The organism is Jannaschia sp. S6380, from assembly GCF_023015695.1.
In the GTDB taxonomy this organism is placed as follows: Bacteria; Pseudomonadota; Alphaproteobacteria; order Rhodobacterales; family Rhodobacteraceae; genus Jannaschia.
The window spans coordinates 2,091,829-2,105,666 of the sequence record NZ_JALKAS010000001.1; the positions used below are offsets into that span (position 1 = coordinate 2,091,829).

Consider the following 13,838-nt stretch of genomic DNA (forward strand, 5'->3'; position numbering starts at 1 on the left):
AAACTGCCACCTTCCCAGCGACCCGTCCAGCCGGAAGGATGGGTCCAGCACTTGGGATGGGGAGACCGGGTTGCCGCGCATCACCTTCGACAGCGTCGAGAAGTCCTTCGGGCGCACCCGCGTCCTGCCGCCGCTCGACCTGGTATTGGAGGATGGGGAGTTCACCGTCCTCGTCGGCCCCTCGGGCTGCGGCAAGTCGACGACCCTGCGCCTTCTGGCGGGGCTGGAGACGCTTTCGGGCGGCGAGATCTATTTCGACGACCGCCCCATCGGCCGGCTGGAGCCGAAGGAGCGGGACATCGCGATGGTGTTCCAGGACTACGCGCTCTACCCGCACATGAACATCGCGCGGAACATGTCCTTCGCGCTCCGCCTCGACCGGCAGCCCAAGGCCAGGATCGACGCCGAAGTCACGCGCGTGGCCGAAATGCTGAACATCGCGCATCTGCTGGATCGCAAGCCGGCGCAGCTGTCGGGCGGCCAGCGGCAGCGCGTCGCCATGGGACGGGCGCTGGTGCGCGACGCCTCGACCTTCCTCTTCGACGAGCCGCTGTCGAACCTCGATGCCAAGCTGCGCGCGCGGATGCGGACCGAACTGGCCGAGATGCGCGACACGATCGACAAGAACATGATCTACGTCACCCACGACCAGGTCGAGGCGATGACGCTGGGCGATCGCATCGTCGTCATGAACGAGGGCGTGATCCAGCAGCAGGGCACCGCCGAGGAGCTGTTCGCCGATCCGGTGAACCGCTTCGTCGCGGGCTTCATCGGCTCGCCGTCGATGAACTTCCTGCCCGGCCGGATCACCGGCGACCGGGTGGCCGGCGACGGGTTCGACCTGCCGCTGCCGCCCGCACTCGCCCGCCGCGCCGAGGCCACCGCCGGCCGAGAGGTGGAGGTGGGGATCCGACCCTCGCATATCGTGCTGGAGGGCGGCGCGCCCATCGACCTGCGGGTGATCGTCTCGGAATATCTGGGCGCGCAATCGGTGCTCGTCACCCGTTGCGGCGCCGCCGAGATGCGCGCCGAGATCGCCAGTGTCGACCGCATTCCCACCGGCCAGACCCGGACATTCGGCGTGCTGACCGACGATATCATGCTTTTCGACAGGGGTACGGGCGCCCGCCTGTAGACCCGCACCACTTCAGGGAGGAAGACAGGATGCAACATTGGAAGCTGACAGGCGCGGCCATCGCCGTCGCCATCGCGGGGGCCGCCCATGCGAACCCCTACGAGGAATACGAGGGCACGACGCTGGTCGTGAACTTCCCCGCCCATCCGCATTACGACGCGGCGATCGAGGTGCTGGACCAGTTCACCGAGGAGACCGGCATCGAGGTCGAGGTCGACCAGCTGCAGTACCTCAAGATGCGCGAGCGACAGACGCTGGAGCTGACCAAGGACGAGGGCGATTACGACCTGATCTCCTTCGTCGTCTTCTCGAAGGCCGATTACGTCTATGCCGATCAGCTGGAGAACCTGGCCCGCTACTTCATGAACCCCGAACTGGCCGACCCGACCTACGACCAATCCGACCTGATCACCGGTTATGTCCAGAACATCGGCGTCGCCGGGGGCGAGAAGGGCTACCTGCCCGGCCAGTTGGGCAGCGCCTTCGGGGTGCCCTTCGGGTCCGAGACCAGCGTCCTGGCCTATCGCAAGGACATCTTCGAGAAACACGGGATCGAACCGCCCGAGACCTATGACGAACTGCTGGAGATCGCCTGCCAGATCCCCGAGCTGGAGCCGGGAATGGGCGGCATGGCGTCGCGCGCGGCCAGCGGCCACCAGGCCAGCCACGCGTTCCTGCTGCACCTCGCGCCGCTGGGCGGCCGGGTGTTCGACGACCAGTGGAACCCGATCATCAACAACGAGGCGGGCGTCGAGGCGGCAAACGCGCTCAAGACCATCGTCGATTGCGGCCCCGAGGGCGGCACCACCTTCGGCCCGGCCGAAGCGGCGGCGGCCTTCAAGCAGGGTCAGGCGGCGATGTTCCTCGACTCCATCGCCTTCGCGGCCGGGTTCGAGGATCCCGACGAATCCACCGTCGCAGGCAATGTCGGCTACATCATGCACCCGATGGGCGTGCAGCGCGCCAGCCAGACCGGCGGCTTCGGCCTGGCCATTCCGAAGAACGCCCCCAACAAGGAGGCGGCCTTCCTGCTGCTGCAATGGCTGACCTCCAAGGAGGGCGACCTGGCCGTCGCGCTGGCCGGGGGAAATCCGTCGCGCTTCTCGACCTATCAGAACGCCGAGTTGAACGAGAAATACCCCTATTCGGCGACGTTTGGCGAGGCACTCCAATATGCGGACCCCGACTGGCGGCCGATCATCCCCGTCTGGGGGCAGATCAACGCGGATATCGGCACTACGATGAGTCAGGTCCTCACCGAAGGGCTCGATCCGCAGGAAGCGCTCGACGGCGTCGCCGATCGGACGCGCGATCTGATGGAGGAAGCCGGGTACTACACCTGGACCGACGCCGACTGATCGGCGTGTTGGGGGGCGTCTGCCATGTGCGCCCCCCAATGCCCCCGGGCGTCACCAAGGTTGGCGACCGCCGGCACCGTCCCGTTCCGGAATCCCGTGAAATCATGATCGTAAGCCGGTCCTGACCCTCGCCCCGTCCGCCCGTCGCACGCCGCGCCCCGCGGCAATTCAGAGGCCCCGCGCATGCTCGCCAACGCGAACAGACTGACGCCCTACCTGTTCCTCGCGCCCGCGGTGGCGGTGATGGCGATCGCGCTGCTCTATCCTATCGGCTACATGGTCTGGGCGTCGTTCCTGGACTGGAATCCCAGTCAGCGAATCGGCGAGGCCGAGTTCGTCGGCCTGCGCAACTACGCCAACCTTCTGGCCGATGCGGCCTTCCGCGAGTCGTTCTGGGTGACGATCCGCTTCGCCGCCATCGTCGTCACGGTCGAGATGGTGCTGGGCGTGGGTCTCGCGCTGCTGCTGGACCGCGAATTGCGCGGGATGACGCTGCTGCGCACGGTCTTCATCCTGCCGATGATGATCGCGCCCATCGTCGTGGGCCTGATCTGGCGTTATATGTACCACCCCACCGTCGGCACCTTCAACAAGGTGCTGGACGGGCTGGGCCTGCCCACCGCGCCCTGGCTGTCGGATGGCGACTGGGCCTTCGCCAGCGTGGTCATTGCCGATATCTGGCAATGGACCCCCTTCATCTTCATCCTGTCGCTGGCCGCGCTGCAGTCCCTGCCCCGTTCGGCGATGGAGGCGGCACGGATCGACGGGGCGAACGGCTGGCAGATGATCTGGCACATCAAGCTGCCGCTGATGCTGCCGGTCTTGATCGTGACCGCGCTGCTGCGCCTGATCGACGCCTTCAAGGTGCTGGAGGTGATCCTGGTGCTGACCAATGGCGGCCCGGGCCTGTCGACCGAGATCCTGGCGCTGCGCATCAGCCGGACCGCCAGCGAATTCCGCGAGCTGGGCTATGCCGCGGCGATGTCGAACCTGCTGCTGATCCTGCTGCTGATCCTGACGATCCTCATGTTCGGCTACACCAAGCTGCAGGAGGTGCGCGCCGCGCGCCTCGTCGCCGCGAAGGAGATCGCATGACCGCCCCCGCCGCACGGGGCCCGAACCCCGCCTTCTATGCGCTGCTGGTCGCGCTGATCTTCATGGCGCTGGGGCCGATCGTCCTGATGGTGGCCAATTCCTTCAAGCTGAACGTGCAGATCACGTCGCCCACGGCGGGTCTCCTCTTCACGCCGACGATCCAGAACTACGAGACCGCGCTCTGCAACTTCCTGCCCTACGAGCCCGAGCATATCCGCCGCTGTGACAAGACCTTCGGGCGGGCGCTGGTGAATTCGCTGACGATCTCGCTCATCTCGACGGCGATCACGCTGATCGTTGGCTGCATGGCGGCCTATGCGCTGGTGCGCTTTCGCTTCATGGGCCGCGGGGTCACGTCGCTGACCACGCTGATGGTGCGGATGGTGCCGCCGGCCGTCCTGCTGGTTCCGGTCTTCGGGATCTGGACGTTCCAGTTCGGGATCGACGGCACGACCTTCGGCATCATCCTGATCTACGTGGCGATGAACCTGCCCTTCGTGATCTGGATCCTGCAATCGTTCATCGTCCAGGTCCCCATCCAGCTGGAGGAGGCCGCGCGCATGGACGGCGCCGGGCCGTTCCGCACGTTCTTTCTCGTCGTCCTGCCACTCATCAAGCCGGGGTTGGCGGCGGCGGCGATCTTCACCTTCCGCATTGCCTGGAACGAATTCCTTCTGGCCAACGCGCTGGCCGACCGTGCCACGCGGACGGTGCCGGTGACGATCGTGAACTCGCTCACGGAATACGACATCGACTGGGGTGTCATCATGGCGACAGGTACGCTGCTGGCGATCCCGCCGATCCTGTTCACGCTGGTCGCGTCGCGCCAGATCATCACCGGCATGACCGCCGGGGCGGTGAAGGGGTGAGGCGCGGTTCGGCGAAGCCGATGGAAGGTCCGGTGGACCTTCCAAGCGCCGAACGGGCGGAGCCCCGGGCAAGGCGCGGTTCGGCGAAGCCGATGGAAGGTCCGGTGGACCTTCCAAGCGCCGAACGGGCGGCACCACGGACAAGGCGCGGCCCGGCGGCGTTTGGGACAGGGCACAGCTCGGCGAAGCCTCGGACGACGAGCGTCCCGGCGGAGCCCCGGGGGGGCCGATGCTGGACTGGCTCCTGACCCCGATCGACGCGACCCGGCCCCACGACCTAGGCCTGCACCTGAAATACCACGGGCGGCTGATGGTGATCGCCTGGGGGTTCCTCGTGCCCGCGGGCGTGATCGCCGCGCGGTTCTTCAAGGTCCTGCCGAACCAGCGTTTCCCCGAGGAGGTCGGCAACCTCGTCTGGTGGCGCAGCCATCTGGTCGCGCAGATCGGTGCATTGCTGTTGATGCTGGGCGGCCTCTACCTCGTCCTGACCCGGCCCGAGACGACGGATTCGCTCACCGTCGGCATCTGGATCCACCGCGCCTTCGGCTGGGCCGTCCTGTGGCTGGGGCTGACGCAGGCGCTGTCGGGCGCCTTCCGCGGCTCCAAGGGCGGCCCCACGGACCGCCGCAACATGCGCGGCGACCATTACGACATGACGCCCCGACGCCTCGCGTTCGAGATCCTGCACAAGGCCGCGGGATATGCAGCGCTCGGCCTGTCGATGGGCGCCGTCCTGTCGGGGATGTGGCAGGCCAACGCGCCGATCTGGATGTGGATCGTGCTGCCGGCCTGGTGGGCGATGCTGGCGGTGCTGTTCGTCCTGTTCCAGCGGCGCGGCATGGTGATCGACACCTATGTGGCACTTTGGGGGCCGGACGCGATCCATCCCGGAAACGCCCGGCGCGGGCCACCCCAAGCCGGTGAATGACTTAATCCCTCAGCAGTATCAGCAATGCCACCACCGTCAGCGCCACGCCTGCGAGGATCCCCGCCGGCGGCGGCGCGGCGCCCAGCGCCAGGCCCCAGACCGTGACCCAGGCCGGCACCAGATAGGTATACGCCATCACCTTCGACGACGGCAGCCGCAGCGACGCGAATTGCAGCAGGGTAAATGTCGCCGCACTCGCGAAGACCGCCGTGTACCCGATCGCCACCCAGACGCGGGCGGGCAACGCCGTCCAATCCGTCGCCGCAATCGCCGGGGCGGCCACGACCACCAGCACGACGGTCCCCGCCAACAGCGTGCCGAAGGTGAAGACGAGCGCACTCTCGCCCCGGTTCAGGCGCCGCACCAGCGGTGTGTAGAGCGCATGCGCCGCGCATCCGGCGAAATAGATCCACTCGCCCTGCCCCACCGCGAAGGCCCGAAGCGCCCCCCAATCCGCGTCGAAGATCACCCAGAGCGCCCCCGCCGCCCCGAGCGCCAACGCACCCGCGATGCGCGCCCCGGTCCGCTGGCGCAGCAAAAGCCAGCCGAACCCCGCCGCCATCACGGGCGTCAGCGTGAAGACCGCGGCGGCCGAAACCGGCGCGGCCGTCTTCAACCCCTCGAACATCAGAACGAAATAGACCGCGAAGATGCCCCCCAGCAGGACGTATCGCCAAGGCGCCGACCGCGCCGCACGTGGCACCCCGCCGCGGGCTGCCACAGCCCCGCCGATGATCGCGGCCGCCAGTGCGAACCGCACCGCATTCAGCGCCAGCGGCGAGATGTCGTTGGCCGCCGCGGCCCCCAGCGGAAACGACCCCGCCACCAGCGCCGAGAACAGGAGCATCGCAAGGTGCCCCCGTGCGGCCCGGCTCACGCGGCGGGGTCGGGCCAGCGCCGCGCCCAGTCCTTCAGGAAGGACAGGAACGTCTGCACCTTGGCCGTTCGATGCAGGTCGACATGGGTGACAAGCCAGAGCTGGCTGCTCCACTCGGGACGCGGGGGGAAGACCATCTCCACCCCCTCGCAGCCGGCCTCGGCCCAGGTGGTCGAGAAGCCGATGCCCAGCCCGGCAAGGACGGCCGGCCGCGCGGCGGTGATCTGGTTGACCTGGAAGCACATGTTCTCGGGCGGGATGTGCTTCTTCAGCCAGGCGTAGAAGGGCGCGCGCGGCGACTCCTCGGCCGACCCGATGAAGACATGATGGCCCACCTCCTCCAGGCTCTCGGGGCGCCCGTGCCGTTCAAGATATTCCGTGGAGGCATAGAGCGCGAAATCCTGCCGGTAGAACGCCTGCACGACGTTGTCGGGCTGGTCGGGCGGCGACCCGGCCCGGATGGCCACATGCGCCTCGCCGTATTCCAGGCGGAACACGCGCTCGTCGGTCAGGAACTTGATCGTGACCTCGGGATGCGCCTCGCGGAAGGCCGCCAGCGCGGGCGACAGAAGCGGGGCCAGCACCGCCAGCGACGTGATGATCAACTCGCCCGTCACCTCGTCGCCGCGGCCGCGGATGCGGTTGGCCAGCTGCGCCAGCTGATCGTCGGTCGACTGCGCCACCACCAGCAGGTCCTGTCCCGCCTCGGTCGGGGTGTAGCCGCGCGCATGGCGCTGGAACAGCTTGGCGCCCAGCTTGCCCTCCAGGCTGTCGATGTGGCGGATCACGGTGGCATGGTGCACGCCCAGCGCCTGCGCCGCGCCCGACACCGTGCCCAGCCGGGCGACCTGATAGGCGGTGCGCACCTCGTCCCAATCGTTGAAGGCCATGGCTCTCCGTCTCCTCGCGGTGGCGCGGGTGCGGCATGGCTAGCACCCGCACCGCGCGGCTTCCAGCCGAGGGGGCCGCGGCGCGGGCCGGCGCCTCATTGACGCCACGGATCGGTGCAAATGTTGACGTAACGGCAACAGTATGAGGCGCAGGATGAAACGTTTCATGGCCGCGGACTCCGGTGCGCTCCCCGTCGACCTGGGCGTCCTGGGCGGCACCGCCCTGGCCCTTGCCCTCTCGGTCACCGGCATCGTCGCGGGCGGGGGGCGTCATCCGGGGCCCGGGACGCCGCCCCGAACCGACGCCACCGCGGTTCAACCCGCGTTCCAACCCTCGGATCGGATCCGGTTGCGCGGCCCGGTCCATGCGAGCCATTCCGATGCCTGGCTGGTCGCGACGCTGGCGGCCTGGGGCGATCCGGGGCGCATGTCCGACGGCCGCCTTCGGCAGGTGCATCGCGACAGCGCCGCCTATGTCGCCGATCAACAGGGCGCGGGCGTCACCGACCGGATCGAGTACGAGGCGCATCTCGACTATCTGGGCGTGGCCGAGGCGGCGCTGCGCGCGCGGGGCCTCGAATGCCCGGCCTCGGCCACGCATTACGACGCCGCGCTCGCCATCTTCGACCGGCGCTGACCGCAGCCCCGGCGCCTGCGCACAGACCCCGTGCGCCCATCGGCCTTACGGGCAGCGCGCAGATCCCCATCTTTCGGTGCGTAGCGACACCGAAGGGACCGACGCCATGACCATCCTGCGTATCGACAGCTCCGCCCGCACCGAGGGCTCCACCACCCGCGCGCTTCTCGACGGGATCGAGGCGCGGCTCGGTGCCGCCGACACCCACCGAGACCTCGGCGGCCAAGCCCTGCCCCAGATCGACGGGACCTGGGTGGCCGCGAACTTCACCGCGCCCGAGGACCGCACCCCTGCCCAGCACGACGCGCTGGCCCTCTCCGACGCGCTGGTCGAGGAGTTGCGCCAGGCCGACACCATCCTGATCGGCGCGCCGATCTACAACTTCTCGGTTCCCGGCGCACTCAAGGCCTGGATCGACCTGGTCTGCCGCGCGGGCGTCACTTTCCGCTATGCCGCGGACGGCCCCGTCGGCCTGCTGCAGGGCAAACGCGCCATCGTCGCCGTGGCGTCTGGCGGGACGCAGGTCGGATCGGGCATCGACTTCGCCACCGGCTATCTGCGCCACATCCTGGGCTTCGTCGGCATCCAGGACGTGACCTTCGTGTCCGCCGACCGGCAGGGCGCGCGGGGCGACGCCGCATTGGCCGACGCGCGCGACCAGATCGACGCGCTGGCGGCCTGACGACCGGCCCTGCCCGGGTGGCGGTGCCCACAAGATGCCGCATCGCCTCCCGGTTTTTGCCCGCCCGTCGCCCGCCCGTCGCCGCGATCTTCGCGCAGCCTTCCGACCGTATACCCGGAACGGAGAAGACGATGCGCAACATCTACAGCTCGCAACCGCGGACGCCGCTCCTCGACCGGCTGGCGTTGATCTCGGCGCTCGTGCTGGCCGGGATCGTGTCCTTCGACCTCGTGGCCTACAAATGGCACGGCGGGTTCGATCCCGTCATGGTCAGCGCGATCACCGACACCGCGGCCACCGCCGACTGATCCCGGCACGGGGCCTCCGGCGACATTTCGCCTCCCCCCGCCCGGGGGCCGGGAACGGCCCCGGGTGTTGCGGCGTTCCTGCGGAAACCTTGCCCCGACGGAGGAACACCCGATGACCCCCTACATGCAGAAGATGACCGCCGCCGCCCTCCTGCCGCCCGCCATGGCGGCCGAGACGATGGCCCGTTTCGGCGCGCTCGGCGCCCGCCGGGCCGCCCGGATGTGGGGTCGCGGCGATGTGGGCGGGCTCGCCCCCGTCCGGTTGCCCGCGCCCGACACCGCCGGCCCGACCGCTCTACGCCGGGACGGGGCGAACGACACGTCGCCCGCCGAGACCTTCGACCCGACGGCCGGTCCCGTCGGCCCTCTGCCGGCCTGACGTCCCGGCCCGACGGGCGCCTTGACAGGACGGGACGGCGCGCGTATCCGCCCCACCGACCCGGAAGCGTCTGACTTCCGGTCCCCGTCCGTGACGGGGATCGCCCTCCGCCAGCGTTGTACGCCCGCGGGGGCGTTTGCGCATTGGACCATGCGGCCCCATCTGGGGGTCACGTGACAACCGGAGGGACGAGGATGTTCGAGAGCCTGTCAGACCGCCTGGGCGGCGTCTTCGACCGCCTGACCAAGCAGGGCGCCCTATCCGAGGACGACGTCCGCACCGCCATGCGCGAGGTCCGCGTGGCCCTGCTCGAGGCGGATGTCTCGCTGCCGGTGGCCCGCGATTTCGTCAAGCGTGTCACCGCCAAGGCTACCGGCGCGGCCGTCACCAAGTCGATCACACCGGGCCAGCAGGTCATCAAGATCGTCCATGACGAGCTGAAGCTGGTCCTGGCCGGCGAGGACGGCATCCCGCCCCTCAAGATCGACAACCCGCCCGCCCCGATCCTGATGGTCGGCCTGCAGGGCTCGGGCAAGACGACGACGTCGGCCAAGCTGGCCAAGCGCCTGAAGGACCGCGACGGCAAGCGCGTGCTTATGGCGTCCCTCGACGTGAACCGCCCCGCCGCGATGGAGCAGCTCGCCATACTCGGCACCCAGATCGGCGTCGACACCCTGCCCATCGTCGCGGGCCAGAAACCCGTCGACATCGCCAAGCGCGCCCGTCAGCAGGCGTCGCTTGGCGGCTACGACGTCTACCTTCTCGACACCGCCGGCCGTCTCCAGATTGACCAGGTCCTGATGGACGAGGTCGCGGCCGTCCACGCCGCCGTCGCTCCGCGCGAGACGCTGCTGGTGGTCGACGGCCTGACCGGCCAGGTCGCCGTCGAGGTGGCCGAGGAGTTCGACGCCCGCGTCGGCGTCACCGGCGTCGTCCTGACCCGGATGGACGGCGACGGCCGCGGCGGCGCCGCGCTTTCGATGCGCGCCGTCACGGGCAAGCCGATCCGCTACGTCGGCGTGGGCGAGAAGATGGACGCGCTCGAGACGTTCGAGCCCGATCGCATCGCCGGCCGCATCCTGGGCATGGGCGACATCGTGGCCCTGGTCGAGAAGGCCCAGGAAACCATGGAGCTGGAGCAGACCGAGCGCATGATGAAGCGCTTCCAGAAGGGTCTGTTCAACATGAACGACCTGAAAGGCCAGCTTCAGCAGATGCAGAAGATGGGCGGCATGGAAGGCCTGATGGGCATGATGCCCGGCATGGGCAAGATGGCCAAGCAGATGGACAAGGCCGGCCTCGACGACAGCATCCTGCGCCGCCAGATCGCCCTGATCGACTCCATGACGAAGAAGGAACGCGCCAACCCCGCCCTCCTCCAGGCCAGCCGCAAGAAGCGCATCGCGAGGGGCGCGGGGCTCGAGGTCAGCGAATTGAACCAGCTTCTCAAGATGCACCGCCAGATGGCCGACATGATGAAGAAGATGGGCAAGGGCGGCATGCTCAAGAAGGCCATGGCGATGATGGGCGGCAAGGGCGGCGGCATGCCCGACCCGAGCCAGATGGACCCCGCCGCGCTGGAGGCCGCATCGCGGCAGCTGGGCGCGATGAAGGGCATGCCCGGCGGCATGACCCTGCCCGCGGGCTTCGGGGGCATGAAGAAGAAGTGACCGGCACCGACCTCCATATTCCGCATCTCCAGACGGACCGCCTGATCCTGCGCGCACCGCGCGTGGCGGATTTCGAACGGGTGGCCGCGTTCTACGGCTCGGACCGGGCACGCTTCGTCGGCGGGCCGCTGACGCCGGAACGTGCCTGGCGCCAGCTTGCTGCCGAAGCCGGGCACTGGGTGCTGCGCGGCTACGGGCGCTGGGCGCTGGAGGAGAAGGACGGCGGTGCGTTCGTCGGCCTGGTCGGGCTCTGGTTCCCCGATGGTTTCCCCGATCCGGAACTGGGCTGGGACCTCATGGACGGCGCCGAAGGCCGCGGCTACGCCACCGAGGCGGCGCTGGCCGCCCGGGCCCATGCCTACGACACCTTGGGTTGGACCACCGCCATTAGCCTGATCGCCAAGGGCAACGAAGGCTCCTGCCGGGTGGCCGCGCGCCTCGGCGCGACCTATGAGCGGACGATGGACCATGCCGCCTTCGGCAAGGTCGAGATCTGGCGCCACCCGGCCCCGGGGGCCGCATGACGCCTCCGACGCTCACCACCGCGCGCCTGATCCTCCGCCCCCATCGGTTGGAGGATTTCGAGGTCTATGCCGCGACCTTCGCCAGTCCGCGCGCCGGTTACGTCGTCGACACGCCCTCGCGCCGGAATGCCTGGTATTCCTTCGCCGCGGACGTGGCCGGATGGCTGCTGCAGGGGCATGGCCAATGGGCCATCGACCTGCATGACGGCACCCATGTCGGCCAGACCGGCATCTCGCGCCCCGACCATTTCCCCGAGGCCGAAATCGGCTGGCTGCTGCATGACGGCCATGAAGGCCACGGCTATGCCACGGAGGCGGCCGAGGCCGCGCGCGACTGGGCGCGGGATCGGGTCCCCTCCCTCGTCTCCTACATCACACCGGGCAACGACCGCTCGATCGCCGTGGCCCGACGGCTGGGTGCGACACATGACCCGGATGCGCCCCTTCCCGACGGCGAGACGGCCGACGACACCGTCGTCTATCGCCACTGGGGCTCCGCATGAGTGCCGTAGCCCCCCCGACCCTGCGGACCGCCCGCCTGACGTTGCGCGCGCCCACCGTGGCGGACAGCCATACTTTCGCGGCCTTCCTCGCCACGGATCGCGCCGCGCATCTGGGTGGCCCCGTGCCCGACCCGACGGCGGGACATCGGGCGTTCGGACATGCGATGGGTCTCTGGACCCTGCGCGGATACGGCCCGCTGGTAATGGATCTGGACGGCACCGGCATCGGCATGGCCGGCCCGTGGTTCCCGGTGATGTTTGACGAACCCGAGCTCGCCTGGACGATCTGGGATCCCGCCCGGGAAGGCCACGGCCTGGCGTTCGAAGCCGCCTCCGCCACCCGCGATTGGGCGCGCGATGCGCTGCGCCTGCCCTCGCTGGTCAGCTACATCGCGCCCGGCAACGACCGCTCGATCCGCCTGGCCGAACGGCTGGGCGCCACGTTGGAGCCGGACGACGATTTCGACCCCGAGGAAGACGACCTCGTCTATCGCCACTGGGGTCCCGCATGATCGCCCCGGCCACCATCCCCGTCACCTCGCCTGCGGCGGCCCGCGCCCGCGCGCTCGAAAGCGTCGTACCGGTCCTGCGCACGGCCCGCTGCACCCTGCGTGCCCCGCGTCTCGCGGATTTCGGCGCGCTTCATTCCATCACCGGCAGCGACCGCGCCGTTTTCGAGGGCGGCCCCTTCACGCCCGCGCAAAGCTGGGCCGATTTCTGCGGCATGACGGCGACGTGGCTGCTGCGCGGCCACGGCATGTGGACGATCGAGACCGGCAGCGACGTCGCGGGCTTCGTCCTGATCGGCACCGAACCGGGCGACGAGGAACACGAGCTCGGCTGGCTGCTGTGCGACGGGCACGAAGGTCGCGGCCTCGCCTTCGAGGCGGCCAAGGCCGCGCGCGACCACGCTTGGTCCGCGCTCGCCCTGCCGTCGCTGGTCAGCTACATCGCCCCCGGCAACACGAGGTCCGAGGCGCTGGCCCGCCGCCTGGGCGCGGCGCCCGACGGGACCATCCTCGACGGCCGGATCACGGTCTGGCGTCACCCGCGGGGGGCCGCATGATCCCGACGCTCACCACCGAACGCCTGACCCTGCGGGCGCCCAAACTCGCCGATTTCGACGCTTTCGCGGCTTTCGGCGCGTCGGACCGGTCGCATTTCATGGGCGGGCCCGTCCACCCGGCCAATTCCTGGCAGAAGTTCTGTGCGGTGATCGGCCATTGGACGCTGCGCGGCTATGGCCGCTGGATCGTGACCGAGATGGGCGCGGACCAGGCCCTGGGTCTTGTCGGCCTGCACCATCCGCTGGAATGGCCGGAGCCTGAAATCGCCTGGACCCTGTATGACGGCGCCGAGGGCAAGGGCTACGCCCACGAGGCCGCATTGGCCGCCCGCGCCCATGCCTACGACACATTGGGCTGGACCACCGCCATCAGCTTCGTGGACCCGGCCAACACCCGCTCCCTCGCCCTGGCCCGCCGGTTGGGTTGCCGTGCGGACGGGACGTTCGAGCATGCCGTCTTCGGTACCATGCATATCCAACGCCATCCCGGCCCGGAGGAAACCGCATGATCACCTGCACCGTCCACTACCAACTCGACCCCGAAAAGATCGACGCGTTCGAGACCTATGCCCGCGCATGGCTCTATCTGATTCCCCGCATGGGCGGCACGCATCACGGCTATTTTCTGCCGCATGAAGGGGCGAACGACCGCGCGTCGTGCCATTTCTCGTTCCCGTCGCTCGCCGCCTACGAGGATTACCGCACCCGCATGGATGCCGATCCGGAGTGTCAGCGCGCCTATGCCTTCGCGCGCAAGACCGGCTGCATCCGCCGCTACGACCGGACGTTCGAGCGCCCCGTCCTCGAAGGTGCCTCGCCGGAGGAGTTGGGCCTGTGATCCGTATCTTGACCCCGACCCCGCTCCGCCTCGGCCGCCGCGCGATATGCCTTCGCGTATGCACGGGGGGTGCACAAGC

Annotated in this window: 18 protein-coding genes; 16 read left to right on the top strand and 2 right to left on the bottom strand. The window is 69.1% G+C overall.

The window, feature by feature from the left end; translation table 11 throughout:
* The first annotated feature begins 70 nt into the window (after window positions 1–70).
* From MWU52_RS10800 to MWU52_RS10820, 5 genes are all read left to right on the top strand, one after another.
* A complete protein-coding gene (locus tag MWU52_RS10800; RefSeq protein ID WP_246951890.1) occupies window positions 71–1,135 on the top strand; it encodes an ABC transporter ATP-binding protein in 1,065 nt (354 codons plus the stop codon).
* Window positions 1,136–1,164: 29 nt separating this feature from the next.
* Window positions 1,165–2,493 carry an extracellular solute-binding protein gene (locus MWU52_RS10805; RefSeq protein ID WP_246951891.1) on the top strand — a complete coding sequence of 443 codons (1,329 nt, stop codon included), beginning with the start codon at window positions 1,165–1,167 and terminating at the stop codon, window positions 2,491–2,493.
* A gap of 183 nt (window positions 2,494–2,676) precedes the next feature.
* Entirely contained in the window at window positions 2,677–3,588 is a 912-nt protein-coding gene (locus MWU52_RS10810) for a sugar ABC transporter permease (RefSeq protein ID WP_246951893.1), read from the top strand.
* A complete protein-coding gene (locus tag MWU52_RS10815) occupies window positions 3,585–4,457 on the top strand; it encodes a carbohydrate ABC transporter permease (protein ID WP_246951894.1) in 873 nt (290 codons plus the stop codon). The genes MWU52_RS10810 and MWU52_RS10815 overlap by 4 nt, the downstream gene beginning before the upstream one ends.
* Window positions 4,458–4,686: 229 nt before the next feature.
* Window positions 4,687–5,385 carry a cytochrome b561 domain-containing protein gene (locus MWU52_RS10820; RefSeq protein ID WP_246951896.1) on the top strand — a complete coding sequence of 233 codons (699 nt, stop codon included), beginning with the start codon at window positions 4,687–4,689 and terminating at the stop codon, window positions 5,383–5,385.
* A 1-nt stretch (window position 5,386) separates the two neighbouring features.
* On the opposite strand, the gene MWU52_RS10825 is transcribed toward MWU52_RS10820, so the two are convergent.
* Both MWU52_RS10825 and MWU52_RS10830 read right to left on the bottom strand, forming a co-directional pair.
* Entirely contained in the window at window positions 5,387–6,262 is an 876-nt protein-coding gene (locus MWU52_RS10825; protein WP_348645510.1) for a DMT family transporter, read from the bottom strand.
* Window positions 6,259–7,152, bottom strand: coding sequence for a LysR family transcriptional regulator (locus tag MWU52_RS10830; RefSeq protein WP_246951900.1), 894 nt, complete (start codon window positions 7,150–7,152; stop codon window positions 6,259–6,261). Before MWU52_RS10830 ends, MWU52_RS10825 begins: the two co-directional genes overlap by 4 nt.
* Before the next feature lie 154 nt (window positions 7,153–7,306).
* Here MWU52_RS10830 and MWU52_RS10835 point away from each other — a divergent pair, with 154 nt between their 5' ends.
* From MWU52_RS10835 to MWU52_RS10885, 11 genes are all read left to right on the top strand, one after another.
* The gene (locus tag MWU52_RS10835; RefSeq protein ID WP_246951902.1) at window positions 7,307–7,789 is read left to right on the top strand and encodes a hypothetical protein; all 483 of its coding nucleotides are present in this window, start codon (window positions 7,307–7,309) and stop codon (window positions 7,787–7,789) included.
* Between the two features lie 106 nt (window positions 7,790–7,895).
* Complete coding sequence (locus MWU52_RS10840; protein ID WP_246951904.1) at window positions 7,896–8,471, top strand: NAD(P)H-dependent oxidoreductase; 576 nt, start codon at window positions 7,896–7,898, stop codon at window positions 8,469–8,471.
* Between the two features lie 131 nt (window positions 8,472–8,602).
* Complete coding sequence (locus MWU52_RS10845; protein WP_246951906.1) at window positions 8,603–8,779, top strand: hypothetical protein; 177 nt, start codon at window positions 8,603–8,605, stop codon at window positions 8,777–8,779.
* 112 nt (window positions 8,780–8,891) lie between these two features.
* Window positions 8,892–9,158, top strand: coding sequence for a hypothetical protein (locus MWU52_RS10850; protein ID WP_246951908.1), 267 nt, complete (start codon window positions 8,892–8,894; stop codon window positions 9,156–9,158).
* Window positions 9,159–9,352: 194 nt separating this feature from the next.
* On the top strand, window positions 9,353–10,828 hold the full coding sequence (ffh, locus tag MWU52_RS10855) for a signal recognition particle protein (protein WP_246951910.1): 1,476 nt from the start codon (window positions 9,353–9,355) through the stop codon (window positions 10,826–10,828).
* Complete coding sequence (locus MWU52_RS10860; protein WP_246951913.1) at window positions 10,825–11,352, top strand: GNAT family N-acetyltransferase; 528 nt, start codon at window positions 10,825–10,827, stop codon at window positions 11,350–11,352. The genes ffh and MWU52_RS10860 overlap by 4 nt, the downstream gene beginning before the upstream one ends.
* A complete protein-coding gene (locus MWU52_RS10865) occupies window positions 11,349–11,855 on the top strand; it encodes a GNAT family N-acetyltransferase (protein ID WP_246951915.1) in 507 nt (168 codons plus the stop codon). The genes MWU52_RS10860 and MWU52_RS10865 overlap by 4 nt, the downstream gene beginning before the upstream one ends.
* Window positions 11,852–12,367, top strand: coding sequence for a GNAT family N-acetyltransferase (locus MWU52_RS10870; protein ID WP_246951917.1), 516 nt, complete (start codon window positions 11,852–11,854; stop codon window positions 12,365–12,367). Before MWU52_RS10865 ends, MWU52_RS10870 begins: the two co-directional genes overlap by 4 nt.
* Window positions 12,364–12,921, top strand: coding sequence for a GNAT family N-acetyltransferase (locus tag MWU52_RS10875; protein ID WP_246951919.1), 558 nt, complete (start codon window positions 12,364–12,366; stop codon window positions 12,919–12,921). Before MWU52_RS10870 ends, MWU52_RS10875 begins: the two co-directional genes overlap by 4 nt.
* The gene (locus tag MWU52_RS10880) at window positions 12,918–13,430 is read left to right on the top strand and encodes a GNAT family N-acetyltransferase (protein ID WP_246951921.1); all 513 of its coding nucleotides are present in this window, start codon (window positions 12,918–12,920) and stop codon (window positions 13,428–13,430) included. Before MWU52_RS10875 ends, MWU52_RS10880 begins: the two co-directional genes overlap by 4 nt.
* Window positions 13,427–13,759, top strand: coding sequence for an NIPSNAP family protein (locus MWU52_RS10885; RefSeq protein ID WP_246951923.1), 333 nt, complete (start codon window positions 13,427–13,429; stop codon window positions 13,757–13,759). The genes MWU52_RS10880 and MWU52_RS10885 overlap by 4 nt, the downstream gene beginning before the upstream one ends.
* The last annotated feature ends 79 nt before the right edge of the window (window positions 13,760–13,838 follow it).